Origin of the sequence: Variovorax sp. VaC1, from assembly GCF_043658315.1 — a bacterium.
Classification (GTDB): Bacteria; Pseudomonadota; Gammaproteobacteria; order Burkholderiales; family Burkholderiaceae_C; genus Variovorax.
In genome coordinates, this window is the sequence record NZ_JBIGLT010000001.1 from 850,535 (window position 1) to 877,024 (window position 26,490).

30 protein-coding genes are annotated in these 26,490 nt (G+C 66.5%); 17 read left to right on the forward strand and 13 right to left on the reverse strand.

The annotated features are described in order from the left end of the window. Positions 1-82: 82 nt before the first annotated feature. On the forward strand, positions 83-1,000 hold the full coding sequence (locus ACGLHS_RS04130) for a LysR substrate-binding domain-containing protein (protein WP_394477104.1): 918 nt from the start codon (positions 83-85) through the stop codon (positions 998-1,000). Positions 1,001-1,010: 10 nt separating this feature from the next. Here the strand turns inward: ACGLHS_RS04130 and ACGLHS_RS04135 are convergent, their stop codons facing one another. Further along, on the reverse strand, positions 1,011-3,278 hold the full coding sequence (locus tag ACGLHS_RS04135; RefSeq protein WP_394477106.1) for a DUF6351 family protein: 2,268 nt from the start codon (positions 3,276-3,278) through the stop codon (positions 1,011-1,013). A 138-nt stretch (positions 3,279-3,416) separates the two neighbouring features. On the opposite strand from ACGLHS_RS04135, the gene ACGLHS_RS04140 reads away from it, so the two are divergent. Then, positions 3,417-4,097, forward strand: coding sequence for a Crp/Fnr family transcriptional regulator (locus ACGLHS_RS04140; protein WP_394477108.1), 681 nt, complete (start codon positions 3,417-3,419; stop codon positions 4,095-4,097). 38 nt (positions 4,098-4,135) lie between these two features. On the opposite strand, the gene ACGLHS_RS04145 is transcribed toward ACGLHS_RS04140, so the two are convergent. Then, positions 4,136-4,756 carry a hypothetical protein gene (locus ACGLHS_RS04145; protein WP_394477110.1) on the reverse strand — a complete coding sequence of 207 codons (621 nt, stop codon included), beginning with the start codon at positions 4,754-4,756 and terminating at the stop codon, positions 4,136-4,138. 47 nt (positions 4,757-4,803) lie between these two features. Continuing rightward, positions 4,804-5,088 (reverse strand): hypothetical protein, encoded by a 285-nt coding sequence (locus tag ACGLHS_RS04150; RefSeq protein WP_093237346.1) that lies wholly within the window; start codon positions 5,086-5,088, stop codon positions 4,804-4,806. A 91-nt stretch (positions 5,089-5,179) separates the two neighbouring features. Between ACGLHS_RS04150 and ACGLHS_RS04155 the strand changes: the two genes are divergently transcribed. Continuing rightward, positions 5,180-5,611 carry a GNAT family N-acetyltransferase gene (locus tag ACGLHS_RS04155; RefSeq protein WP_093237347.1) on the forward strand — a complete coding sequence of 144 codons (432 nt, stop codon included), beginning with the start codon at positions 5,180-5,182 and terminating at the stop codon, positions 5,609-5,611. 17 nt (positions 5,612-5,628) lie between these two features. On the opposite strand, the gene ACGLHS_RS04160 is transcribed toward ACGLHS_RS04155, so the two are convergent. Continuing rightward, on the reverse strand, positions 5,629-6,162 hold the full coding sequence (locus tag ACGLHS_RS04160; protein WP_394477113.1) for a helix-turn-helix domain-containing protein: 534 nt from the start codon (positions 6,160-6,162) through the stop codon (positions 5,629-5,631). Between the two features lie 96 nt (positions 6,163-6,258). Here ACGLHS_RS04160 and ACGLHS_RS04165 point away from each other — a divergent pair, with 96 nt between their 5' ends. From ACGLHS_RS04165 to ACGLHS_RS04175, 3 genes are read left to right on the forward strand one after another with little or no spacing between them, the layout of a single operon-like run. Further along, positions 6,259-7,251 carry a Bug family tripartite tricarboxylate transporter substrate binding protein gene (locus ACGLHS_RS04165; protein ID WP_394477115.1) on the forward strand — a complete coding sequence of 331 codons (993 nt, stop codon included), beginning with the start codon at positions 6,259-6,261 and terminating at the stop codon, positions 7,249-7,251. Positions 7,252-7,266: 15 nt separating this feature from the next. Beyond that, entirely contained in the window at positions 7,267-7,917 is a 651-nt protein-coding gene (locus ACGLHS_RS04170; protein WP_394477117.1) for a glutathione S-transferase family protein, read from the forward strand. Between the two features lie 14 nt (positions 7,918-7,931). Beyond that, positions 7,932-8,732 carry an aldolase gene (locus ACGLHS_RS04175; RefSeq protein ID WP_394477119.1) on the forward strand — a complete coding sequence of 267 codons (801 nt, stop codon included), beginning with the start codon at positions 7,932-7,934 and terminating at the stop codon, positions 8,730-8,732. An 11-nt stretch (positions 8,733-8,743) separates the two neighbouring features. Here the strand turns inward: ACGLHS_RS04175 and ACGLHS_RS04180 are convergent, their stop codons facing one another. Next, positions 8,744-9,229, reverse strand: coding sequence for an Lrp/AsnC family transcriptional regulator (locus ACGLHS_RS04180; RefSeq protein WP_394477121.1), 486 nt, complete (start codon positions 9,227-9,229; stop codon positions 8,744-8,746). A gap of 113 nt (positions 9,230-9,342) precedes the next feature. On the opposite strand from ACGLHS_RS04180, the gene ACGLHS_RS04185 reads away from it, so the two are divergent. The 4 genes from ACGLHS_RS04185 to ACGLHS_RS04200 all read left to right on the forward strand — a co-directional run bounded on the left by ACGLHS_RS04185 (position 9,343) and on the right by ACGLHS_RS04200 (position 12,025). Continuing rightward, positions 9,343-10,566, forward strand: a complete 1,224-nt coding sequence (locus ACGLHS_RS04185) for a diaminopropionate ammonia-lyase (protein ID WP_394477123.1) — start codon at positions 9,343-9,345, stop codon at positions 10,564-10,566. Positions 10,567-10,753: 187 nt separating this feature from the next. Further along, a complete protein-coding gene (locus ACGLHS_RS04190; protein ID WP_394477125.1) occupies positions 10,754-10,996 on the forward strand; it encodes a hypothetical protein in 243 nt (80 codons plus the stop codon). Between the two features lie 70 nt (positions 10,997-11,066). Next, complete coding sequence (locus ACGLHS_RS04195; protein ID WP_093237354.1) at positions 11,067-11,513, forward strand: hypothetical protein; 447 nt, start codon at positions 11,067-11,069, stop codon at positions 11,511-11,513. 146 nt (positions 11,514-11,659) lie between these two features. Then, on the forward strand, positions 11,660-12,025 hold the full coding sequence (locus ACGLHS_RS04200) for a hypothetical protein (RefSeq protein ID WP_394477127.1): 366 nt from the start codon (positions 11,660-11,662) through the stop codon (positions 12,023-12,025). 20 nt (positions 12,026-12,045) lie between these two features. Here ACGLHS_RS04200 and ACGLHS_RS04205 read toward each other — a convergent pair whose 3' ends face one another. Further along, positions 12,046-13,227, reverse strand: coding sequence for a GGDEF domain-containing protein (locus ACGLHS_RS04205; RefSeq protein WP_093237356.1), 1,182 nt, complete (start codon positions 13,225-13,227; stop codon positions 12,046-12,048). A 658-nt stretch (positions 13,228-13,885) separates the two neighbouring features. Next, complete coding sequence (locus ACGLHS_RS04210) at positions 13,886-14,797, reverse strand: LysR family transcriptional regulator (RefSeq protein ID WP_394477129.1); 912 nt, start codon at positions 14,795-14,797, stop codon at positions 13,886-13,888. Between the two features lie 104 nt (positions 14,798-14,901). Here ACGLHS_RS04210 and ACGLHS_RS04215 point away from each other — a divergent pair, with 104 nt between their 5' ends. Continuing rightward, a complete protein-coding gene (locus ACGLHS_RS04215; protein ID WP_394477131.1) occupies positions 14,902-16,329 on the forward strand; it encodes an MFS transporter in 1,428 nt (475 codons plus the stop codon). Further along, positions 16,326-16,727 carry a hypothetical protein gene (locus ACGLHS_RS04220; RefSeq protein WP_394477133.1) on the forward strand — a complete coding sequence of 134 codons (402 nt, stop codon included), beginning with the start codon at positions 16,326-16,328 and terminating at the stop codon, positions 16,725-16,727. The genes ACGLHS_RS04215 and ACGLHS_RS04220 overlap by 4 nt, the downstream gene beginning before the upstream one ends. A gap of 5 nt (positions 16,728-16,732) precedes the next feature. Here ACGLHS_RS04220 and ACGLHS_RS04225 read toward each other — a convergent pair whose 3' ends face one another. The 3 genes from ACGLHS_RS04225 to ACGLHS_RS04235 all read right to left on the reverse strand — a co-directional run bounded on the left by ACGLHS_RS04225 (position 16,733) and on the right by ACGLHS_RS04235 (position 20,446). Then, positions 16,733-17,122 (reverse strand): hypothetical protein, encoded by a 390-nt coding sequence (locus ACGLHS_RS04225; protein ID WP_394477135.1) that lies wholly within the window; start codon positions 17,120-17,122, stop codon positions 16,733-16,735. 99 nt (positions 17,123-17,221) lie between these two features. Then, entirely contained in the window at positions 17,222-19,024 is a 1,803-nt protein-coding gene (locus ACGLHS_RS04230) for a cytochrome c biogenesis protein DipZ (protein WP_394477137.1), read from the reverse strand. A gap of 111 nt (positions 19,025-19,135) precedes the next feature. After that, entirely contained in the window at positions 19,136-20,446 is a 1,311-nt protein-coding gene (locus ACGLHS_RS04235; RefSeq protein WP_394477139.1) for an ATP-binding protein, read from the reverse strand. 373 nt (positions 20,447-20,819) lie between these two features. Between ACGLHS_RS04235 and ACGLHS_RS04240 the strand changes: the two genes are divergently transcribed. Then, positions 20,820-21,857, forward strand: a complete 1,038-nt coding sequence (locus ACGLHS_RS04240; RefSeq protein WP_394477141.1) for an alpha/beta fold hydrolase — start codon at positions 20,820-20,822, stop codon at positions 21,855-21,857. Positions 21,858-21,859: 2 nt separating this feature from the next. Here the strand turns inward: ACGLHS_RS04240 and tam are convergent, their stop codons facing one another. Next, positions 21,860-22,651 (reverse strand): trans-aconitate 2-methyltransferase, encoded by a 792-nt coding sequence (gene tam / locus ACGLHS_RS04245; RefSeq protein WP_394477143.1) that lies wholly within the window; start codon positions 22,649-22,651, stop codon positions 21,860-21,862. A gap of 91 nt (positions 22,652-22,742) precedes the next feature. Between tam and ACGLHS_RS04250 the strand changes: the two genes are divergently transcribed. The 4 genes from ACGLHS_RS04250 to ACGLHS_RS04265 all read left to right on the forward strand — a co-directional run bounded on the left by ACGLHS_RS04250 (position 22,743) and on the right by ACGLHS_RS04265 (position 25,310). After that, entirely contained in the window at positions 22,743-23,651 is a 909-nt protein-coding gene (locus ACGLHS_RS04250; RefSeq protein WP_093237364.1) for a LysR family transcriptional regulator, read from the forward strand. Positions 23,652-23,702: 51 nt separating this feature from the next. Continuing rightward, a complete protein-coding gene (locus ACGLHS_RS04255; RefSeq protein WP_394477147.1) occupies positions 23,703-24,113 on the forward strand; it encodes an OsmC family protein in 411 nt (136 codons plus the stop codon). Between the two features lie 172 nt (positions 24,114-24,285). Further along, positions 24,286-25,026 (forward strand): response regulator, encoded by a 741-nt coding sequence (locus tag ACGLHS_RS04260; protein WP_093237366.1) that lies wholly within the window; start codon positions 24,286-24,288, stop codon positions 25,024-25,026. A gap of 50 nt (positions 25,027-25,076) precedes the next feature. Beyond that, positions 25,077-25,310 carry a DUF333 domain-containing protein gene (locus tag ACGLHS_RS04265; RefSeq protein ID WP_394477149.1) on the forward strand — a complete coding sequence of 78 codons (234 nt, stop codon included), beginning with the start codon at positions 25,077-25,079 and terminating at the stop codon, positions 25,308-25,310. Between the two features lie 11 nt (positions 25,311-25,321). Here ACGLHS_RS04265 and ACGLHS_RS04270 read toward each other — a convergent pair whose 3' ends face one another. Continuing rightward, complete coding sequence (locus tag ACGLHS_RS04270; protein WP_394477151.1) at positions 25,322-25,456, reverse strand: hypothetical protein; 135 nt, start codon at positions 25,454-25,456, stop codon at positions 25,322-25,324. A 312-nt stretch (positions 25,457-25,768) separates the two neighbouring features. Next, positions 25,769-26,335 carry a thioredoxin family protein gene (locus ACGLHS_RS04275; protein WP_394477153.1) on the reverse strand — a complete coding sequence of 189 codons (567 nt, stop codon included), beginning with the start codon at positions 26,333-26,335 and terminating at the stop codon, positions 25,769-25,771. Positions 26,336-26,490 lie beyond the last annotated feature (155 nt).

Here is a 26,490-nt window from a genome sequence, read left to right on the forward strand (position 1 = left end):
GGATGAACCGACTTTCGAGTATTCGGATACGGATGGGTAGAAGGCAAAATGGCATCAACTCCATTCCCATATCGAATGCACCATGGACACCCTGCGCGCACTCTCTGCCTTCGTGCTCAGCGTCGATCTCGGCAGCCTCTCGGGCGCGGCCCGCGCGCTGGACACCACGCAGCCCACCGTCAGCAAGCTGGTCGCTGGCCTGGAGCGTTCATTGGGCGTGCGCCTGCTGCGCCGCGCCGCCACCGGCCTGAGCCTTACGCATGAAGGGCAGCGCTTTCACGAGCGCGCCCGCCGCGTGCTCGAAGACTACGGCGACGCGGTGGCCGATGCGCGCGAGCAGGTGCAGCAGCCGCAGGGCCTGCTGCGTGTCAGCGCGCCGGTCACCATGGGGCAGCGGTACCTTAATGCGATGGCGGTCGAGTTCCTGCGCCTGCATCCCGGGATCCAACTCGAGTTGGTGCTCGACGACCGCTTCGTCGATCCGCGCGAAGAGCGCATCGATGTCTCTTTGCGCGTGGGCGGCGCGTTGCCGCCCGACCTGGTTGCGCGCCACCTGGGCACGTGGCCGCGCGTGCTCGTCGCGTCGCCCGGCTACGTGGCCTTGCGCGGCAAGCCGCGCAAACCGCAAGACCTCGTGGCCCACGACTACCTGCGCTATGCGGCCGGCGACGACGGCGTGCTGCTCACGGGGCCAGACGGCCCGGTGGCCGTGCCAGTGCGCAGCCGCTACCGCGTGAACAACGCGGTGGCCTTGCTCGACAGCGTGCTCGCGGGCGCGGGCATCTCGCTGCAGCCCACGTGGATGGTGGCCGACCTGCTGGCCGAAGGGCGGCTGGTGCGGGTGCTCGGGCGCCACACCGGCCCTGCGCAAGACGTGCATCTGCTGTATGCCCCGCGCCGCCACCAGCCGCTGCGGGTGCGCGTGCTGGTGGACTTTCTCGCGCAGCGGGTGGCCGGGTTGCCCGGCGCCGCCCGCAAGCCTGCTGCGCCGGTCGGTTAGTGTCAGTTGGTCAATTGAGCGGCAACCGCAGGTAGGTGCCGCGCAGCGGGTCCTGGCCCACGCCGGGCTTGCTCCAATCGCACACGCCACTCGGGAAGATCGTTTGCAGCCGCGCGAGGTCGGCGCCGGCAATGGTCACCTTGTAGTCGGCGGCGTTGACCGGCTTGAGCTGGCACTTGAGCACGTCATTGACCAGCGGCGATCCGGCCGTCAGGCGCGGCGTGCTGAAGCGCGGATAAACCACGTTGCACTGTGCGGCCGGGTCGGTCGATGCCACTTCGTCGATGCGCGTGCCGCTGGGGTCCCAGCAGGCGTCGTTGGCGCCTGTCGGCTTGTTGCGCACCACCTTGTCGGTGGAGGCGGGGGCCGGGTCGGCGGCCATGTTGTCCAGCCACTTGTTGACCAGATCGAGCGAGGCCGACATGTAGTCGACGGGCGACTTCGATCCCAGCGTCCAGATGATCTGGTTGTCGCTGCGGCCGTTGGCGCGCTGCAGGCGGGCACGGATGATCAGGTCCTGCATGGTGTCGTGGATGTCGGCCGCCGAGTCGGCGTTGCCGCGCTGCGTGATGATCGGAATGTTCGCCAGGCCCGGCCCCCTGAAGCTGTTCTTGAAGCCGCCCGCGTAGGTGAGCTTCAGCGCGTCGGGGTCCGCCTCGGAGCGCGCAGCCTGCGTGTTGCCATCGCCGTCGAAGCCGCCGACCTTCTGGTTCAGGTCGAGAAACTCCGTCACCGAGATCGCGCCGCTGTTCAACGCGGCCAGGCCGTACTGCACGCCGATGTTGTCGAGCGGGCGCCGGGCCTCCTGCGTGCCGGCGCGCTTGCCGAGCAGGTTCACGTTGGTCTGGAACAGGTCGCAGCGGATGCCGTTGGGGTTGGTGGTGCGGTTGAACACGTTCGATGCGTTGGCCGGCTCGAGAAAGCCGCAGCCCGCCGCGTTGTCGGACTTGATGATGCTCGCGAAGGCCGCGTCCCAGCTCATGCAGGTGGTGATACCGCTCTTGGGGTCGGTGTTGAAGCCGTTCACGGCGGTCTGCTTGGCGGTGGTCCAGGTGGCTGCGTCGAGCTTGTAGACGTTGTTCAGCAGCCGGCACTCCATCACCTCGGGCATCAGTGTCTCGGGGAACGACACGATGGGCTGGATGCCGTCGAGCAGGCCGGGGTAGAGCTGCGCGATCAGGTACTGCTGGATGGCGCCGCCCGAGCCGCCGAAGCCGACGGTCCACTTGGGCACGGTGCCGAACTCCTCGATGACGTGCTCCTTCAGCATCATCAGCGTCTCGCCCTGCAGGTGCGGGTTGGCGTGCTGGTTGTTCCACAGCTCGGTCGAGTTCATGAAGGCGAAGCCGCGCGACAGCTGGATGTGGCCGGCGTCGCCGAGGATCGATTCGATGGGATGCACGCCCTGGTTGTACTGGGCCGAGCCGCAGCAGTCGAAGTACACGACCAGCTTCTTGTTCCAGCCGGTGCCGGGCTTCCAGGTGGCGGGCGCGCCCTTGGCGGGGTTGTCGAGCACCGCGAGCCGGTACACGCCGCGGTTGATGGTGCCGGACTCCACGCGCACGATGTAGGGCACGGTGTTGCCGTCATTGGTGGTCGTGGTCACCAGGTCGGCCGGGCGCGGGCCGGTCGGGTCGCTCAGCGGCATGAAGGTGTTGGCTTTCGTGCGGTAGTACCAGACCACCTGCGTGGTGGCCGAGCAGTCGGCATCGAGCGGGTTGCCCAGGCCGTTCTGCACGGTGCGGCATTCGTAGGGCGAGATGTGCGGGCCCGAGAGAATCGGCCCGGTGATGGGGTAGTTGACCAACTGGGTCTCGGTGCGTTGCGCGGCGTTGTCGGCATTGCTCACCACCAGCGAGTTGGCGCTGCCGGTGGTGCTCGTCGCATCGGTCGTGAGCCCGGTGACGAGCCCCCGCAGCACGCGGGCCTGGCTGTCGGCCACCGGCACCTGCGAGGTCACGTCTTTGCCGTTGAGGCTCACGCGCACCTTGTCGAGCGCCACGTCGGTGGGCGCGGTGATCTCCAGCAGCGTGTCGCCGCCGCTGATCATGTCCGGCGGCGACGACAGCGTCTTCACCTGGAACGCGGCCGGCGGCGGTGCGGGCGTGGCAGGCGGCGCGGGCGGCGCGCTAGGGAAGAGGGGAAGCACCGAGCTGCTGGAACCTCCGCCACAGCCTGCGATCAGCAGCGCGCCCGCCATCGCGAGGCTTCCAGCAACGATGCGGGGCGGGGCCCAAGGAAAAACCCGCTTGCGCGGGGGGCGGGGTGTAGCGAACATGGATGTCTCTCCTGTGTTGTGTAGGTGTAGGGAAAGAATACGGATGGACGTTTCGGACCGCGGTCGTTGCGACGACAGATGACACGCGAATTGCTACAGGTAATCCCTGATCCCTCCGGCGGCTCTTCCGGGCCCGCCATGGAAGAGATGGTGCGGCGCTCGACGTGGGCGCAGGCCCTGCCGCACGCCGACCTGGAGCACGTGCTCGGCAGCATGCAGGAGCGGCAGTTCGCGCGCGGCGGCTGCATTGCACGCGCCGGCCAGCCGGTGGAGCACTGGATGGCGCTGATCGATGGCTTCGCCAAGATGTCGGTCGCGTCGGAAGACGGCCGGGTCTCGACCCTGACCGGCGTCTCGGCCGGCGTGTGGTTCGGCGAAGGCTCGCTGTTCAAGCACGAGGCGCGCCGCTACGACGTGTTCGCGCTGCGGCCTTCACGCGTGGCGCTCATGCCGCGCCTCACCTTCGAATGGCTGCGCGGCACCAGCGTGCCCTTCAACCACTACCTGCAAGACCTGCTGAATGCACGCCTGAGCCTTTTCATCGGCGCGCTGGAACACGAGCGCCTGCTGGACACCGACGCCCGCGTCGCGAACTGCCTGGCCAGCCTGTTCAACCCCGAGCTGTATCCCGATGCGCCGCGCACGCTGCAGGTCGGGCAAACCGAAATCGGCCTGCTCGCGAACGTGTCGCGGCAGCGCGTGAACGTGGCGCTGCAGCGCTTTCAGGCGCTGGGGTTGATCCGCCTCGAAACGCGGGGGCTGACGGTGCTCGACCCGGGTGGCCTGCGCGGCTACCGGGCGAGCTGCCGCCCGGCCTGAGCCTGCTCGCTCGCTCGCTCGCTCGCCGGCGCCCAGGTTCAGGTGCTGCGAAGGTTGCGCGTGCCGACCGGCGTGTCGGGGCCGGTGCGCACGTTGCGCTCGATGAACTCGCGCGCGATCGCATCCACGTTGGCCGGTGCCGGGGCATTGAACGACATGCGGTACTTCAGCAGGCGGCCGTTGCGTGCCGTGAGGTAGGTGTAGGAGTCGTAGGCCTTGTTGTCGCGGGCATGCACGAGCCGGAAGGAGATCGTGCGAAAGGTCAGCCCTTCGATCTGCACGTCGCGCGTCGGCCCGATCTTGGCGCTGGCGTACATGCCCTGGGCGGTGGCGCGTTGCACCTCGGCAATGGTGCTCTTGAAGTGTTCGTCGAACTGCGGATCGGCGACGCCCGGCAGCCAGTTGGTGCGCTTCATGTCGTACACGTAGACGTCGATCCAGCCGATGCCGCTTTCGTAGCGGTGGCTGTTGCCCAGTCCGGCGTTCAATGCGTCGTACGACCGCGAGTTGATGTAACGCCACTGCACGCCCGTGGGCTGGGGCGGCGTTGCCGCTTCCGTGGGTTGGGCGGATTGGGTGGTGGTGGCCGGCGCGCTGCCGGGTGCGGTCGCGCAGGCGGAAAGCAGTCCAGCGAGCAGGAGGGCGAACAGCATCTTCATGATCGGACTCCGGAGGCGAAGAATGAGGCGGTCGTGGAATCGGTCGGTCAGTCGGCCCTGACCTCGAAGTAGGCCTCGTCGGCCTCGCCGAGTGCGCGAAAGCCCGCTGTCTTGGCCGCTTCGTAGGCCTTGGCCCAGCTGGCGGCCAGCGCGATTTCTTCCTTGGTGAGTTCGTCGGCGCTCGATTCGCTGGCGTTCTCGAAAGCCTTCAGCGCTTGTTCGACGCCGTCGCCCAGCAGCTTGTCGAGTTCACGCCGGAAGCGCGATTCGGCGGTGGCGATGACGTCATGCGGCGCATCGGGAAAGTCGATCAGTTTCACGGTGTAGCTCATGGCCGCATGCTAAGTGATGACTGTGGCTGTAGCGAGGCACTTTCGGCGCGGCCCTACGATGTCGGCTCGTTCAACGAACCGTGTGCTTCTGATGGAACCCCTTCGCATTTCCACCGACATCCACGACCAGGACGTGGCGCTCATTCACCGCTTCCTGTCGCAAGAGACGGCCTGGGCCCGGCAGATACCCTTCGAGACGGTGCGCGCCTCTGTCGAGAACTCCCTGAACTTCGGCGGCTTCGTCGGCACGGCCCAGGTCGCCTATGCGCGCGTGATCTCCGACTACGCCACCTTTGCCTATCTGGTCGACGTCTTCGTGCTGCCGCAGCACCGGGGCAAGGGCTACAGCGCCGCGCTCATGGCCGCGGTGATGTCGCACCCGCGGCTCCAGGGCCTGCGGCGGTTCATGCTGGCCACGAGCACCGCGCATGGGCTCTACGAGAAGTTCGGCTTTGCATCGCCGGCCAAGCCGCAAACGCTCATGGAGCGCTATGTGCCGGACCTCTACAGCTCTGCTGCCTAGCTCGTCCTCTTTCCTGTCTATTCCTCTTGCGCCACCACAAGCAGCACGGACGCCTGCTGCTTGCCCACCGACGTGATCTTGTGGGGAATGCTCGAATTGAAATGCGCGCTGTCGCCCGCGTTGAGCAGTTCGACGCGCCCCGCGAGCTGCAGGCTGACGCGGCCCTTGAGCACGTACAGCAGCTCTTCGCCCTTGTGATGGCTCATCGGATGGTTGCGCACCGGCTCCTCGGTGGGCGTCAGCACGAACGCGATCATGCGGCGGTCGGGCGAGGCGCCTGACACCACGCGCGGCGTCTTCGCGCGCGCGTCCGGCGAGGCCGTGGCCTGCGCACGGCTGATGAGCACCGGGTCGTTGTCGGACGGCTCCGCGAACACTTCCTCGACCTGCACGTGCAGCGCCTTGGCCAGCTTCAGCGCCGCGCCGACGGAAGGGGTCGAGATGCCTCTTTCGAGCTTCGATACATAGCTGCGGGTCAGGTCGGCGGCCTGTGCCAGCTCTTCGAGCGTCAATCCAGCCTGGACGCGAAGCAACTTCAGTTTGATGGACATATGCTTTTCTTTTAGGACACTTGTGTCCTAAAATATTCTTTGTTTCCTGTCTTGAACAACCTTCGCGGGGTCGGCCCGCTATCTGAGGAGTATGGTATGACGGTACGCACGCGCCTTCGGGCCCTGTTTGTCATCTCGTTCGCCGGCGCGCTGGCGCTGCTGGTGTCCGCTTCGCCGGCCCAGGCCCAGCAGGCCTATCCGGCCAAGCCCATTCGGCTCGTGATTCCGTTCGGAGCGGGCGGCATCACCGACGTGGCCGGGCGGCTCATCGGCCAGCATCTCGGCGAAGAGTTGAAGCAGTCGGTCATCATCGACAACAAGGCAGGGGCGGGCGGTGCCATCGCCGCGCAGGCCGTTGCCCAGGCCGCGCCGGACGGCTACACGCTGCTGCTCGGCACGGTGGGCACGCAGGTGGTCAACAAGATGCTCTACAACAAGCTCAACTACGACCCGGCGTCCTTCACGCCCGTCTCGCTGGTGAGCAACTCGCCCTACGTGTTGGCCATCAACGGCATCGACGGCGTGAGCGACCTCAAGGGCCTGATCGGTTACGCCAAGGCGCATCCGGGCAAGCTGAACTTCGGCTCCGCGGGCAACGGCAGCTCGCCGCACCTGGCCATCGAGCTGTTCAAGCTGGCGACCCGGACGGACATCGTGCACGTCCCCTTCAAGAGCGGCGCCGAGGCGGTGAACGCCGCCATGGGCGGCCAGGTGCAGATCGTCATCGACGCCATTCCCGTCATCCAGCCGCAGGCCAGGACGGGGCGGCTCAAGATGCTGGCCATTGCGGCGAACCATCGCAATGCGGCGGTGCCCGATGTGCCGACCAGCGCCGAGCAAGACCTGCCCGATTTTCAGATCGGCTCGTGGAACGCAATCGTCGCGCCGGCGGGAACACCGCAGGCGCAGGTCGATGTTCTCAACCAGGCGTTGGCTCGCGCACTGAAGCGCCCCGCCGTGGTCGCGCGCCTGGCCGAGCTGGGCATCGAGCCGATGGCTACCGGCGTGCCGGCCTACCTGGCCCACGTGAAGAGCGAGACCGCCAAGTGGAGCAAGGTCGTCCAGGCCGCCGGCACGAAGCTGGACTGACACAGGGCGCCTGACATGAAGCTCTATGACACCCAACGCTCCGGCAACGCATGGAAGGTGCGGCTGATGGCCGGCCTGCTCGGCATGCCGCTGGAACGCGAGACGCTGTCCATCGATCGCGGCGACCTGCGAAGCCCCGGCTTCCTGGCGATCGCACCGATGGGGCAGGTGCCGGTGCTTGCGCTGGACGACGGCACGCACCTGGGCGAGTCGATGGCGATCCTCTATTTCCTGGTGCAGGGCAGCCCGTGGTGGCCGAACGATGTGGCGGGGCAGGCGCAAGTGCTCGCGTGGCTGTCGTTCGAGCAAGAGCGGCACATGAAGCCCTTGGCCCAGCTGCGCCTGCACCTTGCACTGCATCGCGACCGCGATCCGGCCAGCGAAGAGTTCATTCGCTTCGCGCACGAAGCCAGGCAGTCCCTACAGATCCTGGACGTCCAGTTGTCGCGCCAGGGCCCGACGGGCTGGGTCGCCACGGCCGATGCGCCGAGCATTGCCGACGTGGCGCTGTACCCCTACACACGATTGGCGCCGATGGGCGGTATGGCGCTTTCGGCCTACCCGGCCATCACGGCGTGGCTCGGCAGAATCGAGCAACTGCCGGGCTACCAGCCGCTATTTCCCGGTGCGCCGGAAAAGAACTTTTCCACCAGCGAATCCGCATGAACAAGGACAACACCATGGCATCGCAAGACACTTTCGAACTCAAGAAGGACGAACTGATCCAGCAGTCGTACGCGCAGATGGACACGCATCTGGCGGACAGCAGCTACACGCTGCGCCAGAAGCTGGCCCTGACCTGCCGCATCCTGTTCGACAACGGACACGACTCCGGCCTTGCGGGGCAGATCACCTCCCGCACCGGCGTGCCCGGAGAGTTCCTGACGCAGCGGCTCGGGCTGGGCTTCGACGAGATCAGCGAAGACAACCTGCTACGTGTCGACGAAGACCTGAACGTGCTCGAAGGCGACGGCATGCCGAACCCGGCCAATCGCTTCCACTCGTGGGTGTACCGCGCGCGCCCCGACGTCAACTGCATCATCCACACCCACGCCGCGCACGCCTCCGCGCTGGGCATGCTCGAAGAGCCGCTGGTCATCTCTCACATGGACAACTGCGTGCTGTATGACGACGTGGCGTTCGTGGGCAAGTGGCCGGGCATTCCGGTGGGCAACGAAGAGGGCGAGTTCATCTCGGCCGCGCTCGGCAGCAAGCGGGCGCTGCTGCTCTCGCACCACGGGATGCTCGTGGCCGGTGGCAGCGTGGAAGAGGCCTGCGTTCTTTCGATCGCCTTCGAGCGCGCCGCGCGCATGCAGTTGCTGGCATCGGCCGCGGGCAAGATCCAGCCCATCGACCCCGAGCTGGCCAGGGAAGCGCACGACTGGATCCTGCGGCCGCGCCGCAACGCGGTCGCGTTCGACTACTACGCGCGCCGCTCGCTGAAAGATCCGCGCAATGCGGATTGCCTGCGAAAGAGCTGAAGGCCCCGGCTTCAGTCCTGCGTGGCCTCTTCAGACAGCGGCACGTTCAGCCCGACCTTGACTCGGCTCATCGCCACCAGCGTGTTGAAGCGCTTGACGTTGTTGTTCTCGAAGAAGAGTTCGCGCGTCAGCCGGGTGTATTGGCTCATACTCCGGACCGCGAAGATCAGCACGAAGTCGCAGTCGCCCGCCACGTAGTAGCACTGCTGGATCTGCGGGCAGGCCAGGAACGTGCGCTTCATCGCGTCCAGCAGGTCGACGCGCTCGCTCTCGACATTCACCTCGACGATCACCGTCAGTTCGCAGCCGACCGCATCGGGGTTGATGATGGCGGCGTGGCGCTCGATGACGCCTTCGTCGGCCATCCGCTTCAGCCGTCGGTTCACGGCCGCCGTCGAAAGGTTGACCTGTTGGCCCAGCTCGCCTTGCGGAATGCGCGCGTCCTGCTGGACCAGTTCGAGCAGCTTCAGGTCGTAGGCATCCAGGCGTGTGGTCATGCGTCGAAACAGGCGGAAAAAGCGAGGAGGGATTGCATATGCGCATGCGCCAACGCGAAGAAATTCGCGGGGTGCACTCCTACGATTATGCGCATCACACAAGGAATTTCGCCATGCTGGTCACCAACCCAAGAGCCCTTCGAGACGCGTATCCGGACGCGCTGAAAAGCATCATGTGCATTGCCGAAGCACGGCACACCCGGTCCTGGCTTTCGCGCTGGAACTTGCTCTCGCCGCAGCCGACGCCGCTGTGGCAACTGCCGGACCTGGCCCGCAGGCTGAACGTTGCCGAGGTCCACGTCAAGGATGAGTCCGTGCGTTCTTCGCTGGGCAGCTTCAAGGCGCTCGGCGCACCGGCGGCGCTGGTGCGACTGATCGTTCGCCGCCATCCTTCGTGGGTTCCCGAAGACGTGCTGGCCGGCGCGCATCGCGATGAACTGGGCGACCTGGTCGTCATCAGTGCCACCGACGGCAACCACGGCCGCGCGCTGGCCGCCGCCGCGCGCAGTGCGGGCGTGCGCTGCGTGATCGTCCTGCATCGCCACGTCAGCCTCGAGCGCGAGCGTGCGATTGCGGCGTTCGGCGCCGAGATCGTCCGCATCGAGGGGAACTACGACGCTTCGGTCGCCCACGCGGCGCATCTGGCCGAACGCCATGGCTGGCAGGTCATCTCGGACACCGCGTATCCGGGCTACGAAGAAGTGCCGCGCGACGTGATGCAGGGGTACGGCACGATGATCGACGAAGTGCTGGAGCAGGCGGGGCCGGCGGGACAGGCGTGTCCCTTCACCCATGTGGTTCTGCAAGGCGGCGTCGGTGGCCTGGCCGCCGGGGTCGCGAGCTACTTCTGGGAACGGTTCGGCGCACACCGGCCCACCTTCATCGTCGTGGAGCCACGCCAGGCCGACTGCCTGATGCAAAGCGCGCTGCAAGGCCGGCCGGCCGTGGCAACGGGCAGTGTCGATTCGGTGATGGCGGGCCTTGCGTGCGGCGAGACATCCACCCTGGCCTGGCGCTTCCTGGAGCCATCGGTGGACTGTTTCGCCGCCATCGAGGACGGCCATGCGGTCGAGGCCATGCGCTGGCTTGCACAGGGCAGCCGCCTTGATCGGCCCATCGTCAGCGGCGAGTCGGGCGCGGCCGGCGCGGCGGCGCTGCACATGCTGGCGCTTTCGCCTTCGTGGCGGCAGCAGGCGGGGCTCGGTGCCGATTCGAAGGTGCTGCTGATCAACACCGAGGGCGCGACAGCGCCCGGTGTCTATGCGGAGCTTGTGGGGCGCACGGCCGACGAGGTGCTGCAGGCGCAGCGGGAATGGGCGCGGGCCGGGGCCGCCTGATCGTCTTGCCAGGCATCCGGAATCGATTCCGGGTGCCAGCCATTCTTGCGGCCGAGCCTCCGTCATGTAGCGGGGATGTAAGGCCCGGCGCTGGGCAGACAGAACCGGCAATGGCCACGTCAACAGCCGGCACATGTCATCCGTTAACGGCGAGGGAGGCCGTCTCCCTCACCCTGGATGGAATCACATGAAAAAGCTTCTTGTTACCCTGGCCGTTCTGCTTGGTGCCGCGAGCGCCTTCGCGCAAGCCGACAACGGAATCACCGTGAGCACCGATCCGGCCCGTGCCGCCGCGGTGGAAGCCCGTGCCCAGCAACTGCAGGCACGCCCCGCGGAAAAGCCGATGGCCATGCACGAGCATGCGGCACCCAAGATGCACAAGCACCGGGCTGGCCACCATCACGCCAAGCCGCACGCCAAGAAGCACTGAGCCAAGGCCACGGCCGCCACGGCGGCCTGACGCTAAAGTCCGTCCTGCTCACACCTGAGGAGGACGCGACGTGAACATCCGTGCCGGGCAGCTTTCCTGCCTTCTGCTTTTGCTTCTTGCGGCCGCAGGCCCGGTCACTGCAGGAACCATCACGTGCGTTCCGGGACCGGGCGGCGGTGCCGGCTCTTCCTTCAACTGGGTTCGCAGGATATCGATCGACGAGCACTCGCGAACCGTGCTCATGGATGTCGTGCGCTCCAGGACGAAGGACGCCGAGACCATGGGCAAGATGCGGGCCGAACTGGTGAGCATGGAAGACACGCAGTCCGGCGAGCCGATCTATGTCTTCAACTCCATTCCCGCACCGGGCGTGGAGGCCATGAATCTCTTCAAGCTCTTCAAGGCGGGCGAGTGGCACCTGATCGGTGCCGGCGTGACTTTCGTCAGCAAGGTGCCCGCGTTGCGCGCGGTCGAGCAAAGCGCCGTCTTCGACTGCAAGCGTTCCGGGCTGGGATAAGCGTCACCCGCCCTCGGGGAGATGTATCCGAACCGGCCCCGGTGTGACATTTGGGCACGCTCTTCACAAGCGCGACGTCCGCGACCGCAAGGGGCCGGCCGTTGTCTCTGCATCGGGACTGTTCCCGCCTTTCAGGAGACGACGTGATGGCTCATCGAACCTTTCTCAAGCTGGCTGCCGCGAGCGTGATCGCAGCAGGAGCCCTGTGCGCCGCGGCCTCGGCGAGCGCCGGCACCAGCTGGTCCATCGGGGTGAACGTGCCCGGTGTCGTGGTGAGCGAACCCGCCCCTGTGTATTACGAGCCGGCGCCCGTGTATTCGCGGCCGGCGCCGATCTACTACCAGCCGGCACCGCCGGTGCGCTATCAGCCGCCGGCTTACTACGCGCCGCCCTCCGGTTACTACGAGCGCGAATCCCGATGGGACGAGCGCCGCGCGGAACGCCAGGAATGGCGCCGCCGCGAGTGGGCGCGTGAGCACTATCGCCGCTATCACGAAGACCGCGACGACTGATCCTGCGGCTTGCGGCGGTGTCAGGCCGCGGCCGTGGTTGCGATCACCCGGCCGCGTCCGAGCGCCTTGGCGCGGTACAGCGCTTCGTCGGCCTGCGCGAGCACTTCGTCGACGTTCTTCACGCCATCGCTGGTGGCTACGCCGATGCTGACGGCGAAGGTGCCGACCGCGGACAGCGGCGAATCGGAGGGCAGCGGCTTGTCGATGCCTTCCTTCAGCCGCGCCGCGATGGACATGGCGTCGGCCATCGCCGTGTGGGGCAGCAACACGACGAACTCTTCGCCACCGTAGCGCCCGAGCAGCCCCTTCGTGCCGATCACCTGCTGCATGCGGCTGACCGCCTCGCGCAGCACCGCGTCGCCCATCTGGTGGCCGAAGCGGTCGTTGATGCTCTTGAAATGGTCCAGGTCGACCATCAGCAGCGCGGCGGGCCGCCCGGGGGCGCCATGGCTCGCGGCGAATTCGGCCAGGCAGGCATCGAGCAGTGCACGCCGGTTCAGCACGCCGGTGAGCGGGTCGCGGGTGGCGAGGTATTCGAACTCGGTGTGCACGCGGTCGGTGGCCATCAGCACGACGGCGATGGAAAGAAACAGCACGCTGAAGGAATACATGGTGAGGTAGACCGACTGGATCCACGTCGCTTCCATGATGCCGCTGCCGGCCATCCCCAGGATCACCGACACGAAGCGCACGCCGGCCACCAGCGCCTGGGCCAGCAGCAGGCCGATCATCAGCCGCATGCCGTACACCGGGACCTTGTGGCGCATGTAGAGCATGGCGTGGGAGACGAACAGCAGCGTCACCGCGAAGGTGACGATGGCCAGGCGCGTCTCGAAGTCGGGCCGGACGCTGCTGAACCAGAACATGAGCACGCCCAGCAGCAGGTTCAGCGCCGTCCAGGCCCGGGTGTCGCTGCGGCCCCGCAGAAACTGCTGGCTTCCCGCGTAGTAGAGGATGCAGGCCTGAAACAGCACCATGTTGGCGACGACGATCGTGGCGAAGTCGGGCAGGAAGCCGCGCGCGGCAAACAGCAGGGTGCTCACGAACGCGACCAGCGGTGCGCGGGACCATTCGCTCAGCCCGCGGATGCTGGACGGATAGCTGCGACGCATGAAGAACAGCACCAGCGACATCATGATGCCCATGAGACCTGCCAACAGGATGGTGGAGCGGGGATCGAAGAGGTAAGGCAGGTAGCCCATGGTGGGTCGATGTGTGCGTCGCGAAGGAGGCGGGTGCCGGCCTCCCAGGCGGGGCAAGATCTCGGTCGACTGTGTCTTGGTCTTGAGAAGGCTGGAGGATATCGACTCGACGCCGTGGCCGGAAGCCGATCCGGCCGCCCGTCCTGAGATTGCGAACAATCGACGGCAAATGTTAATGCCAAGGGGCTACTTGCGTGGCATGCCGATGGAACGCGCCAATGAAAAAGCCCGCGCGAGGCGGGCTTTGGTATGTGGTCGTGAACTCTCACGCGGTCCACGGTTACGGCAAATATTCAATTGCGGAAGTCACTTGTTGTTTTTTTCGTCGCTGTGACTTCGACGCGCCGGCGTGAGATTCGGCTTGCCTGGCCAGGCAACACCCGGAGCGTGTCCGAGCGAGGCGGGATTGTATCAGATAGCTTGGGTCTATCTAATTTCGGGCTTCCTGGCTGGTTTTTGCTATGGCCCGCATGAAGATTGCCAAACCTCGGCGACCCGTCATCACGGCACCATCGAAGCCTACTGACGGAGAGCATTCATGAACACATTCAGAAAATTCGTGGGCGGTGCCATCTCGATCGCCGGGGCCGTGGTGCTCGTGGCCCAGCATCTTTGACGCCGAGGCGCGATCTTTTCGCTGCGCCCACTGTCGTCGTCATCACGACGCGCGCACGGCGGCGCGAAGGAAATCGATGAACGCGCGGACCTTCTCGGGAACATGCCGGGTGTCCGGGTAGAGCGCATAGACCGACTGCACTGGAAAGCGATGGTCGGGCAGCAACCGGCGCAGGTGTCCCGCGCGGATGTCATCCCGCACCAGCCATTCGGGCAACAGTGCAACGCCTGCACCCTGCAGTGCAAACGCCCGCAGGGTCGAAGCCGAATCGGTCACGATCATCGCGGCAGGCGCGTCGATCTCCAGCGTGGTCCGGCCGCCTTGCGGGGTTTGCAGCGACCAGCGCCGCGGAGCGGGCAGGCGGCTGTGCCCGAGCCATTGCGCGCGGCCCAGTTCGTCCGGCGTCGCGATCTTCTTGCCGGGCACGCGCTTGAGGTAATCGGGCGCCGCCACGGCGACGATGTCGAAGGTCTCGATCAGCGAGGCCCGATAGCTTGAATCTTCCAGCCGGCCGAGGCGGATCGCCAGGTCGAAGCGCTCCGAGATCAGGTCTTCCCGCTGCGAAGACGACGCGTGCCGTATCTCCAGCAACGGGTTTTCGCGCGCAAAGGCCGCGAGCGCGGGCACCACCGCATGCACGCCGTATTCCGTGGTCGTCGTGATGCGCAGCGTGCCGCCCAACCCCACGTGCGCCTTGCGTGCGGTGTCGATCGCCTCTTGCGCTTCTCGCAGCACGTTCTGGCAATCGCGATAGAAGCGCTGGCCCACGTCCGTCAGCACCAGGCGGCGCGTGCTGCGCGTGAGCAACGACACGCCCAGCTCGGCTTCGAGCTGTTTGATATTGAAGCTCACGACCGCCTTGCTCTGCGCCAGCTGCTCGGCCGCTGCCGTGAACGAGCCGGCCTCGACCACGGCAACGAAGGCGTTCAGGCGGTTCAGGCTGACGTTGTTCATCGCATCCACTGTCAAATTCGATAAGACAGTGTAGTCACGATTAGCCCGTTTATTGAAAGCCTCCAGCTGCCTAAGCTCTCGCCTTTCTGAAGACGGAGCACGTCGTGTCGTATCGAAAAAAGGTGGCAGCCCTTTATCTGCTCGGGTTCTTCGTCGACCTCGTCAACATGTTCATCGCCAACGTGGCGTACCCCGACATTGCACGCGCGTTCGATGCGTCCATTGCCACGCTGGCCTGGGTCGGCAACGCCTACATCCTCGGGCTGACCCTGGTGATTCCGCTCAGTGCGTGGCTGGCGCGGCGCCACGGCAGCAAGAACATCTTCATGCTGTCGCTCGCGGTGTTCATGCTCGCCACGCTCGGCGCGGGCACGGCCGACACAATCTCGGCGCTGATCGCATGGCGCTTCGTCCAGGGGCTGGGCGGCGGCCTGCTGATTCCGCTGGGCCAGACGATGGCCTATCGCCTGTACCGCCCCGACGAGCGCGCAGGCCTGTCGAGCCTCATCATGCTCGTGGGCCTGCTGGCGCCGGCGCTGTCGCCCGCCTTGGGCGGCCTCGTGGTCGATGCGCTCTCGTGGCGTTGGATCTTCTTCCTGACCGTTCCCCTTGCCGCGTTGACGCTGCTGCTGGCCTGGCATTGGCTGAGGCCCGAACCTGCGAGTGCTGTTCGCACGCCGCTCGATCTCGCGGGGCTGGCCAGCGGCGCGTTGGCCATCGCGCTCGCTTTGCTCGGCCTGACCATGCTCGGCGAACAGGCGCATCACACCATGGGCGCGGTGCTCCTCGCCGCTGGACTGCTCGTGTTCGCATGGCACGTGCGCGGTGCGCTGCGCAATGCGCATCCGATTCTCGACCTGCGGCTGGTGCGCGATCCGTTGTTGCGCGTGTCGATGCTGGTCTACCTGCTCGTGCCGGGTGTGTTCATGGGCGTGAGCCTGATCGCGATGTTCTGCCTGCAGACCGTGATGGGCATGTCGGCATCTCACACCGGCCTGCTGATGCTGCCGTGGTCGCTGGGCGCCTTTCTCGGCATTTCGCTCACCGGCAAGAACTTCAACCGGGTCGGGCCCAGGCCGCTGTTCCTGTCTGGCGCGCTGCTGCATGGCGCCGGTATCGCGCTGCTGGCCGGCGTGTCGCAGCCACTGCAGTGGCCCCCGCTGATGGCGGCTTATGCCTTGATGGGCTTGGGTGGCAGCCTGACCAGCAGTGCCGCGCAGAGCACAGCTTTCCTGCAGACCGCCGATGCGCAATTGGGCGAGGCCAGCGCGCTCTGGAACATCGGGCGCCAGATCAGCTTCTGCTTCGGCGTGGCGCTGCTGAGCGTGCTGCTCAACCTGCTGCTCGGCCTGAACGGCATCGCCGACCCTGGCGATCCGGCCATGAGCGCGCGCACGACCCATGTGTTCCATCTCTGCTTTGCCATCGCCGCTGCCAGTGCGGTGCTCCCGATCCTCCTTTGCATGCGCATCGGCAACGCGGACATCCTGCGTCGCCTGCGAATGCAATCTCACCTGAAGACGCAACCATGACCATGACACCCATCCATATCTACTTTCAAGAAATCGCCGACACCTGTGTGCTGATCGAGCGCCTGTTCAACGCATCCACGCCAGACGATGCGACCCACGCCGAATTGCTCGCGCACTTCTCGCCCGAGTTCTCGATGCTGACGACCGCAGGCCAACGGCTCGACCGCGCAGCGTTGGCGCAGTTCTTCGCAACCATGACGGGCCGCAAGCAAGGCCTGAAGATCGACGTGGCAGACCTTGTGCTGCTGCACGAAAGCGAACGCGGCGCCGTGCTGACCTATGCGGAAACCCAGACGCTGAACGGCGACGTCGAAGTCCGGCTGGCCACCGTGCTGCTCGACAGGCAAGAGGGCGGCGCGCTGCGCTGGCGGCACCTGCAGGAAACCACCCGAACCTGATTGATTCAGGGGCGCGGGATGAGCGGCGATGCCGGCGCCACCGGCGGCGGCCGTTGCGGGTACACCGAGGTGCCGAAGGTGTTGCCCATGCGATGTTCGGTCGCGGCCCGGTTGAACAGGCCGAGCTGGTTGGACGGTCGCTGCGTGATCGCTTCCGACGCCAGGCCGGGCGGTGCCCCATCGGCCGTGCGCGGCGGTGCGGTGGGTCGCAGCTTCTGCGTGAGGCAGGCGTAGGAGGGCGTGCGCTCGCCATTGACCACCACTTCCACGCAGCTGTCCGCGTTGGCGTCTTCCACCTTGGTGGCCGGCACCGCCTGTGCCTCCTGCGCCATCGCCGCACTGCAAAGGCCGAAGGCCAGCAGCACCACGGTGCCATGCAACAAACCTGCGCGCATCCTCGCACCCCATCGTTCAGTTGGCCGGCCGGAATGGCGGCGAACCTGTCAGTCTAGGCAGCGTGCAAGTCAGCCACAAGACGGTCGGCGACAAGGGCCTCAGCCGAAGGTAAACACATAGGCTTGTGCGCCGGCATCGAGAAACTCGATCTCGAACAACCGGTCTCTGTCGTTCGTCGTCTGGCGAACGAGCTGGTAAAGCCGCTGCGCATCGATGACGCCGTTGCCCTGCGCGTCGGTGTCGGCGCCGTGGTCTGCCAGCGGCGGCTTGCCGTCCACCGACACCCTGAAGCGAACCGGCTTCCCGTCGGCCGACGGACCCAGCACCAGATGCAGGTCGCGCGCATGAAAGCGATAGGCGATGCGGCCTCCGGCACGGGCCAGCACGGCGCGCTCGCTCCCCACCGTCCACTCGCCGGCAAGCGCCCACTGGTTCGTGCGCAGCGAAGCCGGGGCTTGGTAGACACGGGTGCGGTCGCTCGCGATGCCGCCGGGCGACGCGAAGTTGTGCGCGCGCTCGTAGCCGATGTAGGTCTCTCCGGACAGCGCGGGCGATGCGTCGGTCGCGGCCTGCGTGCCCTGGCCCAGCGGCGAGACCAGCCGGGCCGGCACATCTGTTCGCCCCGCCTCGGCCAGCAGTTGCTGGATGACCTGCTCCGACTTCGCGTACTGGTTTTCTCCGACCTGCTGGTGGCGAATGCGTCCCTGCGCATCGATGAAATAGAAGGCCGGCCACGACTGGTTGCCGAACGCGCGCCAGATCGCGTAGTTGCTGTCGACCGCTACCGGGAAGCCGACGCCCAGGTCCTTCGTGGCCCTGCGCACGTTGGCCGGCAGCTTCTCGAACGCGAACTCCGGCGTGTGCACGCCGATGACGACCAGGCCTGCGTCCTTGTACTTCTCGGCCCATGCGCGAACGTAGGGCAGGGTGCGCAGGCAGTTGATGCACGAATAGGTCCAGAAATCGACGAGCACGACCTTGCCGCGCAGGCTTTCGGGCGCGAGCGGCGCAGAGTTGATCCACTCGGTGGCACCGACGAGCGACGGGAACGAGCCCTCCACGCCGAGCGACAGCGCGGGCGCCTTCGGCGGCAGTTGTGCCGAGGCCAGCATCAAGCCGGGAGCCAGAGCGCTCGGCGCTGAAGAAACAGGCGGTGACAGCGGCCGCTTCGGCGCATCGATCTTCTCGACCAGCGCCTGCTCCAGCGCAGACGTCGTGCCCGCCGAGAGCTGGCTGAGCAGCCCCGTGTCCAGCCCCAGCGCGATGGCGCCCACACCGGCCAGCACCGCCACGCCCGCCGCGCGCCGCACCCACTCTCCCATGCGCAGCGAGCCCTTCATCATCGAGAACACGCGCCCACCGACGAGCAATGCGGCCGCCAGCGATGTGCACGCGCCGGCCGCATAAGCCAGCAGCAACAACGAGGTGCCGACGCTCGCGCCATTCAGCGCCGCACCGGTCAGGATCAGCCCGAGGATCGGCCCCGCACAGGGCGCCCACAGCAGGCCGGTGCCGACGCCGAGCATCAGCGGCGCGAAGGCGGATGGCCTTGCCACGGCGCCGTCTGCCTGCTGCTGCTGCGACAACCGGTTGCCCAGCGCGACCAGCGGCCGGCTCAGCCGCTCGGCCACCGAAGGAAACAGCAGCGTGGCGCCGAACACCGCCAGCAGCGCGATGGCCGCATGGCGCCCGTACTGGTTCAGCGCCACCACCCAGGCGCCGCCCACGGCCGCCAGCGTCGCGACAGCGGCAAAGGCCAGCGCCATGCCCAGCAGCAAGGGCAGGCCGTGCGCGCGGAACGGACGGTCCGCGCGGGCGAACACGAAAGGAAGAACAGGCAGGATGCACGGGCTCAGGATGGTGAGCACGCCACCCAGGTAGGCAACGATGAGGATCAGCATGGTGTGGTTCTCGGCAGTGGGGCGTTCAAAAGAGCAGGGCGAGCGAGGTCTTCACGGCCTTGAAGGACGAGCCGCTTTGCGTCGGAAGGAAAGGCGTGGGTGCGGAGCGACTCAGCCCGGCGGCGCGGCGCGGGCGTTCATCAAGGTCAGCCGGGCTTCCAGCCCGCCTTCGCTGCGGTTGCGCAAACTCAGCTCCGCGCCCATCGCCATTGCGAGCTGGTGCGCGATGGCCAGGCCCAGGCCCGTGCCGCCAGTGCCGCGGTTGCGCGAGGCTTCCACGCGGTAGAAAGGCTTGAGCACGTTCTCCAGCTCGTCCGGCGGAATGCCTGGGCCGTTGTCGACCACCGAAAGAACCAGCCGGTCGGCGTCGGCTTGTTGCTGCACCTGCAATTGCACGTCGCTGCCGAACTTCAGTGCGTTGTCGATCAGGTTTGACAAGATCCTGCGCAGCGCGTTCGGCCGCGTCACGATGGGCTCGCCGGCGCGGCCTTCGAGCCGCACAGCCTGACCCGAGTCTTCGTAGTCGGCCACCATGCTCTCGAAGAGCGCGTCGGCATCGATGCGGCAGGCCGGCTCGGTGGCGCCATGGAGCGTGCGCGCGTAGGTCACGCCTTCGCGGACCAGCGTGTGCATCGCGTCGAGGTCCTGCCGGAACTTGTGGCGGTCGTGGTCGCTGTCCATCAGCTCGGTGCGCAAGCGCATGCGGGTGATCGGCGTCTGCAGGTCGTGCGAGATGGCCGCAAGAATTTCCACGCGCTCGGCCATGTAGCCCGAAATGCGCCGCTGCATCGCGTTGAAAGCGCGGGCCGCGTGTGCGACTTCGGTCGGGCCGTCTTCCTGCAGTTTTTGCGCCTGCAGGTCGGGGCCCAGCTCGTCGGCCGCCGCGGCAAGGTCGGCCAAAGGCCGCGTGACCAGCCGCACGGCAAACCAGGCACACAGGGCCAGCACCACCAGCTGGATCACCAGCACCCACATCACCCAGCGCGACACCGGCATGCCCACCCGCTTCGCATGCACCACCACCGAGGAACCGTCGCCGAGCCGCACCTGGATCTGCAGGCCCTCGGGCGGCTGTGCCACCTGCGCGATCTTCACGATCTCGAAGGGGCGCATCGCGTCGGCGATGGCCGTGGCGAACTGCTGCAGCAGCGGCGATTGCGGCGCCGTACCCTCCGCGCTGCCGCCCAGCACGAAGCGGTAGTTGCGCCGTTCCAGCCGGTCGAGCCAGCTCGGGCGCTCGGCGGCGGGCAGGCGGTCGAGGATGGCGACCGAGCTGGCGATGTCGCGCTCGATGCCGATCATCATCAGCTCGCGCAGCGCCATGTCGCGCTCGTAGCGGATGGCCGCGAAGGTCAGGAGCTGCGCGATCGCCAGGCCGATCACGATGATCAGCGTCACGCGGGCGAAGAGTGAGCGCGGCACCAGCCGGCGCCAGCTTTTGTGCTCGGGCCCCTGTGGACCTGTGTGGGCGGGGAGGGCAGCGGTGTGGGTGGACAAGGGCATGGGCTGGTTTATAGACCCGCTCCCGCCATCGGCGCCGCTTGTTTGTATTGCAGTGTGTTGAACCCCGGATACCGACATAGAACATTACCCGCCTGCCCCTTGCGGTCCCTCGTCGGCCTCAGGTTGTATGCCCGTGTATCTCGCGGCGCGGGCATACACGGCCATACAAGAAGGCCCCTTCCAGGACACATCGCGAATACATGCCGCGAATCCAATGAAGCCATCGCCAGCCGCACCCCAAGCGGTGCGCTGGCGACGGAATCACTCAACGCATATGAAAGAAGGAACGCGCATGTCCGAACCCATCAACCGCCAACGCCGCTTCTTGCTGGGAGGCGCCGCCGCGAGCCTTGCGGCCGTCGAGCTGGCCTTCATGGGCGCAGCCCAGGCTGCAGAAGCCCGGCCCGCCAGCTCATCGGGCGTGCCGCCGAAGCTCGAACCGATCCGCCAGATCAAGGCGGGCGAACTCGATGTCGGCTACTACGAGGCCGGCCCCGCCGATGGCATTCCTGTGCTGCTGATGCATGGCTATCCCTATGACATCCACAGCTACGCCGAGGTCGCGCCGCTGCTGGCGGCAAGGGGTTGCCGCGTCATCGTGCCGCACCTGCGCGGCCATGGCAGCACCCGCTTTCTCGACAGCGCCAACCCGCGTTCGGCGCAGCAGGCGGCCGTGGCGCTGGACCAGATCGCGCTGCTCGACGCGCTCGGCATCGACCGCGCGGTGATGGTCGGCTACGACTGGGGTGCGCGCACGGCCTGCATCATCGCGGCGCTTTGGCCGGAACGCTGCCTTGGGTTGCTGTCGGTCAACGGCTACATCATGACCAACCGCCCCGGCAACAAGCTGCCATTGCCGGCCAAGGTCGAGCTGGGCTGGTGGTACCAGTACTACTTTGCGACCGAGCGCGGCCGGCTGGGGTTGGAGGCGAACCGGCGCGACATCGCACGTATCCTGTGGAGCACCAACTCGCCGAAGTGGAGCTACAGCGACGCCGTCTTCGAGCGCAGCGCCGCGTCTTTCGACAACCCCGACTACGTGAACATCGTGATCCATAACTACCGCTGGCGCCTAGGGCTTGCGGATGGCTTTCCGCAGTACGAAGGCCTGGAGAAGCGCCTCGCCACCTTCCCGTCGATTGCCGTGCCCACCCTCACCATGGACGGCGATTCCGATGGCGTGGTGCCCGCCACCGACGGCAAGGCCTACGCCGCGAAGTTCACCGGCCCGCGCACGCACGTGGTCGTGAACGCGGGCCACAACGTGCCGCAGGAGGCGCCGCAGGTGTTTGCCGATGCGGTCTGGAAGCTGGCCGCCGCGCGCGGCTGACCTCAGCGCACGGCGACGATGAACAGCCTCGGAAAAGGCAGCAGCACGGTGCCGTCGTCGAGCGCGGGATAGGCCTTGGCGATCTCGCCGCGGTACTGCTCGATGAACGCGGCCTTGTCATGCGCATCCAATCGCGCCAGGTAGGGCAGCAGGGCCGAGCCCTTGAACCACTCCACCACCGCCGCCGCACCGGCGAGCGGGTGGAAGTAGGTGGTGCGCCACACGTCCACCTGGGCGACATGCGGCCGCAGCAGCGCGTAGTAGTACGCCGCGCTGTGCCGCGCGGGGTGCTTCACGTCGCCGATCTTTGCGGCCCAGCGGCTCGATGCCGCGACTTCGCGTGCCAGCCTGTGCGCGGGTTCTTCCAGGTTGTCGGGCGTCTGGATCGCCAGGCTGCCGCCCGCCGCGAGCTTGCTCGCCAGGCGCGGGTACAGCGAGGCGTGGTCCGGCAGCCATTGCAGCGAGGCGTTGGCCAGGATCACGTCGAAGGCCTGCGGCGGGTTCCAGCTTTCGATGTCCGACACTTCGAAGCCGATGCGGGGCAGGCGCTTTCGCGCGGCCGTCACCATGTCTTCGGAACTGTCCATGCCAGTGACCGCCGCATCGGGAAAGCGCTGCGCGAGCACGTCGGTGGAATTGCCCGGCCCGCAGCCCAGGTCGACGGCCCGCCGGACGTTTTTGGAGGGAATGGCCGCCACAAGATCGCGGACCGGCCGGGTGCGTTCATTCTCGAAGGCGGTGTATTGCTTGGCGGACCAGTCGCCGCTGGTGGCGTCGGGGGGAGAGGCAGTCATCAGGGGCTTTTCTTGAAGTGATGCTGGGAGTTTGCGCAGCGCGGCTTGCTACGTAAAATGAATTTATTTCGGCCATTCATTCAATCCTCTGATGAAAATCGACATCCTGGGCATTCAGGCCTTCGTTGCGATTGCGGAGCAGGGCAGCTTCCAGGCGGCGGCCGATCACCTCAGCGTGACGCAGACCGCCATCACCCAGCGCCTGCGCAAGCTTGAGGAATTTTTGGGCGTGGCGCTGGTCGAGCGCACCACGCGTTCCGTCGGCCTGTCGACCATCGGCCAGAACTTCCTGCCGCAGGCGCGCCGCCAGCTGATCGAGCTGACCGACGCCTTGCTGGAGATCCGCGAAACCGGCAAGGCCGAGCGCGGCGACGTGTCGATTGCCTGCGTGCCGACGGTGGGCGTGCAGTTTCTGCCGAAGATCATGCAGGCGTATTCGGCGCGCTATCCGCAGAACCGCATCAAGATCCTCGACCATTCGACATCGGCAGTGACGCACGCGGTGCTGCATCGCGAAGTGGAGTTCGGCATCGGCATGGCCGGCTCGCATCCACCGGAGCTGTCGAGCGTGCCGCTGCTCGAAGACAAGTACGTGCTGATCTGCCACCAGGGCCACCCGCTGGCGAAGCGCCGCAAGATCGCGTGGCGGCAGCTGAAGGACTTTCCGCTCATCTTCGCGGGGCAGGTCAACGGCAACCGCGACCTGCTGGACGTGGCCCTCGACAAGAGCGCGCTCGGCCTGCGGACCTTCTACGAAGTCCAGCGCAGCTCGACGGCGGTCGGGCTGGTCGCGCAGCAGGTTGCGGCCGCGGTGGTGCCGCGCCTGGCGGTGCAGGCGGGCGCCTACCCGGACATCCGCATCGTGGAACTGGTCGAGCCGGTGGTCTCGCGCACGCTGGTGCTGATGGCGCGCAAGACCGCGCACCTCTCGCCGGCGGCGCAGGCGCTCTACGACATGATCAAGGCGCAGGCATCGCGACAGCACAACGGGCCCGCCTGATCGATGATCCAGGCGGCCGCATCACCACCCAGCCATTTCAGGAGTCAACACATGAGCCACGGCACCACAGCCACCATCGTTTCCACCGGAACCGACTACAGCCACCGCATCGCGGTGGGCAAGTTCGAACTCATCGCGGACGAGCCGGCGTCCCTGGGCGGCCAGGGGGCCGGCCCCGCACCTTACGACTACTACCTGGCGGCGCTGTCGGCCTGCACTGCCATCACGCTGCGCATGTATGCGAAGCGCAAGGGCTGGGAGCTGGGCGAGTTCCGTGCGGAGCTGACGCTCACGAAAGACGCGGAAGGCAAGGCGCACATCCGCCGGGTGCTTCACTCCGATGCACCGTTGAGCGATGCGCAATGGGAGCGCCTGCTCGAGGTGGTGGCCAATACGCCGGTGACGAAGACGATGCGCGAAGGCGCGGAGATCACCAGCGAGCGGGGAAGCGCCGCGGGTTGATAAGGGCCGTTCGATTGCGCCTCGTGTCCGCCGTCACAACGGGCGGCGGTTCCGCGCAACGTAATGTGGCTGTCCAGCCCGCCAGATACACAGGCATACAAACCCGCTGGCCCCGCGTGCCAATCGGCATACATTGCGGCTACCGCGCCACCCGGCGCCCCCTTGCAACGCCATGACGCCCAAGACCTCCGACAACATCCTCATCGTCGACGACGACCGGGAAATCCGCGAGCTGCTCACCACCTACCTGGTCAAGAACGGCCTGCGCGTGGTGGCGGTGCCCACGGGCCGGCACATGCGCGCGGCGCTGGAAACCTCGGGCCCGTTCGACCTGATCATCCTTGACCTGATGCTGCCGGGCGAAGACGGGCTCACGCTGTGCCGCGACCTGCGCACCGGCAAGTTCAAGGCCACGCCGATCCTGATGCTCACGGCCCGAAGCGAGGAGGCCGACCGCATCCTCGGGCTGGAGATGGGCGCCGACGATTACCTGGCCAAGCCGTTCTCGGCGCGTGAACTGCTGGCGCGCATGCGCGCGGTGTTGCGCCGCACGCGCATGCTGCCGCCGAACATGCGTTCGACCGAGGCCGCCTCGAAGCTGGCGTTCGGCGAGTGGCAGGTGGACACCACCGCACGGCATCTGCTCGACGACAGTGGCGTGATGGTGGCGCTGAGCGGCGCCGAATACCGGCTGCTGCGCGTGTTCCTCGACCATCCGCAGAAGGTGCTGAGCCGCGACCAGTTGCTGAGCCTCACGCAGGGCCGCGAGGCCGAGCTGTTCGAGCGTTCCATCGACCTGTTGGTGAGCCGGCTGCGCCAGCGCCTGCGCGACGATGCGCGGGAGCCGCGCTACATCAAGACGGTGCGCAGCGAGGGGTATGTGCTGGCGTCGTCGGTCGAGGCGCTGGACTGAGGTTCGCATCGGACCTTGGTGCGACGCGGTCGCAGACCTACACTCGCGAAATGATCAAAGCTCTCTTGCTCCCATGGGGTGTTCTCCTCGTCACGGCCTGCGCCCAGCCCGAGCCGCCACGGGCTGTTGGCATGGCGAACCCGGCCTCGGTCTATTGCCAGAGCCTCGGGGGCAAGATCGTTCTGAAGTCGGACGACAAGGGGCAGTTCGGCATTTGCCATCTTCCGGACGGTACGCAGATCGACGAGTGGGAACTCTTTCGTCGCGACCATCCGGCGAAGTAGGCGCGGCTGCGCTACGACGGCTTGCGCGTGCGTCCGCGCAGGGTGTCGGCTTGCCGCGCCGAGATGCATTGGCAGCTGACGGGGTTGCGGATTTCGTGGGCGATGCCGCCGGACAGGAAGAGCAGGGCTAGCCAGAGCTTTTTCATTTCTGCGCTTTCTTTGTGGTGTTGGTGTTTCTTCGAGAGGGGCTGTTCAGGGCGCGTGCACAGGACGCCGGGTACTCCCCTCCGCGAATGTCCCCCGGCCTGCGGCCTCCTCCTTTATTTCGCTGCGGGGAGCACCCGACGCCCTGTGCACAGTGGGCGCTGCCGTTGTGCCGACCGATTCACTGCTGCGCTGATCGATCACGTCGATGGGGTGCCTTGCGCAGCGAAATAAAGGAGGAGGCCGCAGGCCGGGGACATTCGCGGAGCAAGGTACCCCTTCGGCGTGATCGCGCCCCGAACAACAACACACGCTCAAGACCCCGCAGTCGAAGGCTCCGCCAGCAGTGCCTGGATCTTCTTTTCGGTCGCTCCATAGCTCCCTTCACCGAAGTGCGAGTAGACGATCTTTCCCTGCTTGTCGATCAGGTACACGGCGGGCCAGTACTGGTTCTTGAACGCCTTCCACGTGCCGTAGCTGTTGTCCTGCGCCACGGCGTGCTTGATCTGCAGCCGCTGGATCGCGTCCTGCACGTTCTTCGTCGATTTCTCGAACGCGAACTCCGGCGTGTGCACACCCACGACGACGAGGCCCTTGTCTTTGTATTTGTTGTTCCAGTCCTTCACGTAGGGCAGGTGGTTCAGGCAGTTGATGCAGGTGTAGGTCCAGAAATCGACCAGCACCACCTTGCCGCGCAGATCGGCCAGCTTCAGCGGCTGCGAGTTGAGCCATGTGTCGATGTTCTGGAACTCGGGTGCGGGCTGCGCCTGCACGGTGGGAACGTCGCCACCCAAGGGTGGCGCAGCGAAGGTCAGGGTAAGAGCCGCCGCCGAAGCTGCAACGGCCACGGCGATGAAGATGACGGGCGAGTGAAAACGCATGCGGGTTCCTTCGTGAAAGAGTGACCGGTGGGCCGGTGAACGGAGCCGATTCTTCGACGCCTCTGCCCCTGCCGGCGCGAAAGGCGTATGCCTCTGTATCCGCCATGGGGCATCGACACACAGCGTTTCACGACACCCACGGTTGCAGCCACTGA

Coding starts and splice junctions, on each gene's coding strand:
- ACGLHS_RS04130 (WP_394477104.1), top strand. CDS start 83: ATGGACACCCTGCGCGCACTCTCTGCCTTCGTGCTCAGCGTCGATCTC.
- ACGLHS_RS04135 (WP_394477106.1), bottom strand. CDS start 3,278: ATGTTCGCTACACCCCGCCCCCCGCGCAAGCGGGTTTTTCCTTGGGCC.
- ACGLHS_RS04140 (WP_394477108.1), top strand. CDS start 3,417: ATGGAAGAGATGGTGCGGCGCTCGACGTGGGCGCAGGCCCTGCCGCAC.
- ACGLHS_RS04145 (WP_394477110.1), bottom strand. CDS start 4,756: ATGAAGATGCTGTTCGCCCTCCTGCTCGCTGGACTGCTTTCCGCCTGC.
- ACGLHS_RS04150 (WP_093237346.1), bottom strand. CDS start 5,088: ATGAGCTACACCGTGAAACTGATCGACTTTCCCGATGCGCCGCATGAC.
- ACGLHS_RS04155 (WP_093237347.1), top strand. CDS start 5,180: ATGGAACCCCTTCGCATTTCCACCGACATCCACGACCAGGACGTGGCG.
- ACGLHS_RS04160 (WP_394477113.1), bottom strand. CDS start 6,162: ATGTCCATCAAACTGAAGTTGCTTCGCGTCCAGGCTGGATTGACGCTC.
- ACGLHS_RS04165 (WP_394477115.1), top strand. CDS start 6,259: ATGACGGTACGCACGCGCCTTCGGGCCCTGTTTGTCATCTCGTTCGCC.
- ACGLHS_RS04170 (WP_394477117.1), top strand. CDS start 7,267: ATGAAGCTCTATGACACCCAACGCTCCGGCAACGCATGGAAGGTGCGG.
- ACGLHS_RS04175 (WP_394477119.1), top strand. CDS start 7,932: ATGGCATCGCAAGACACTTTCGAACTCAAGAAGGACGAACTGATCCAG.
- ACGLHS_RS04180 (WP_394477121.1), bottom strand. CDS start 9,229: ATGACCACACGCCTGGATGCCTACGACCTGAAGCTGCTCGAACTGGTC.
- ACGLHS_RS04185 (WP_394477123.1), top strand. CDS start 9,343: ATGCTGGTCACCAACCCAAGAGCCCTTCGAGACGCGTATCCGGACGCG.
- ACGLHS_RS04190 (WP_394477125.1), top strand. CDS start 10,754: ATGAAAAAGCTTCTTGTTACCCTGGCCGTTCTGCTTGGTGCCGCGAGC.
- ACGLHS_RS04200 (WP_394477127.1), top strand. CDS start 11,660: ATGGCTCATCGAACCTTTCTCAAGCTGGCTGCCGCGAGCGTGATCGCA.
- ACGLHS_RS04205 (WP_093237356.1), bottom strand. CDS start 13,227: ATGGGCTACCTGCCTTACCTCTTCGATCCCCGCTCCACCATCCTGTTG.
- ACGLHS_RS04210 (WP_394477129.1), bottom strand. CDS start 14,797: ATGAACAACGTCAGCCTGAACCGCCTGAACGCCTTCGTTGCCGTGGTC.
- ACGLHS_RS04220 (WP_394477133.1), top strand. CDS start 16,326: ATGACCATGACACCCATCCATATCTACTTTCAAGAAATCGCCGACACC.
- ACGLHS_RS04225 (WP_394477135.1), bottom strand. CDS start 17,122: ATGCGCGCAGGTTTGTTGCATGGCACCGTGGTGCTGCTGGCCTTCGGC.
- ACGLHS_RS04230 (WP_394477137.1), bottom strand. CDS start 19,024: ATGCTGATCCTCATCGTTGCCTACCTGGGTGGCGTGCTCACCATCCTG.
- ACGLHS_RS04240 (WP_394477141.1), top strand. CDS start 20,820: ATGTCCGAACCCATCAACCGCCAACGCCGCTTCTTGCTGGGAGGCGCC.
- tam (WP_394477143.1), bottom strand. CDS start 22,651: ATGACTGCCTCTCCCCCCGACGCCACCAGCGGCGACTGGTCCGCCAAG.
- ACGLHS_RS04250 (WP_093237364.1), top strand. CDS start 22,743: ATGAAAATCGACATCCTGGGCATTCAGGCCTTCGTTGCGATTGCGGAG.
- ACGLHS_RS04255 (WP_394477147.1), top strand. CDS start 23,703: ATGAGCCACGGCACCACAGCCACCATCGTTTCCACCGGAACCGACTAC.
- ACGLHS_RS04260 (WP_093237366.1), top strand. CDS start 24,286: ATGACGCCCAAGACCTCCGACAACATCCTCATCGTCGACGACGACCGG.
- ACGLHS_RS04265 (WP_394477149.1), top strand. CDS start 25,077: ATGATCAAAGCTCTCTTGCTCCCATGGGGTGTTCTCCTCGTCACGGCC.
- ACGLHS_RS04270 (WP_394477151.1), bottom strand. CDS start 25,456: ATGAAAAAGCTCTGGCTAGCCCTGCTCTTCCTGTCCGGCGGCATCGCC.
- ACGLHS_RS04275 (WP_394477153.1), bottom strand. CDS start 26,335: ATGCGTTTTCACTCGCCCGTCATCTTCATCGCCGTGGCCGTTGCAGCT.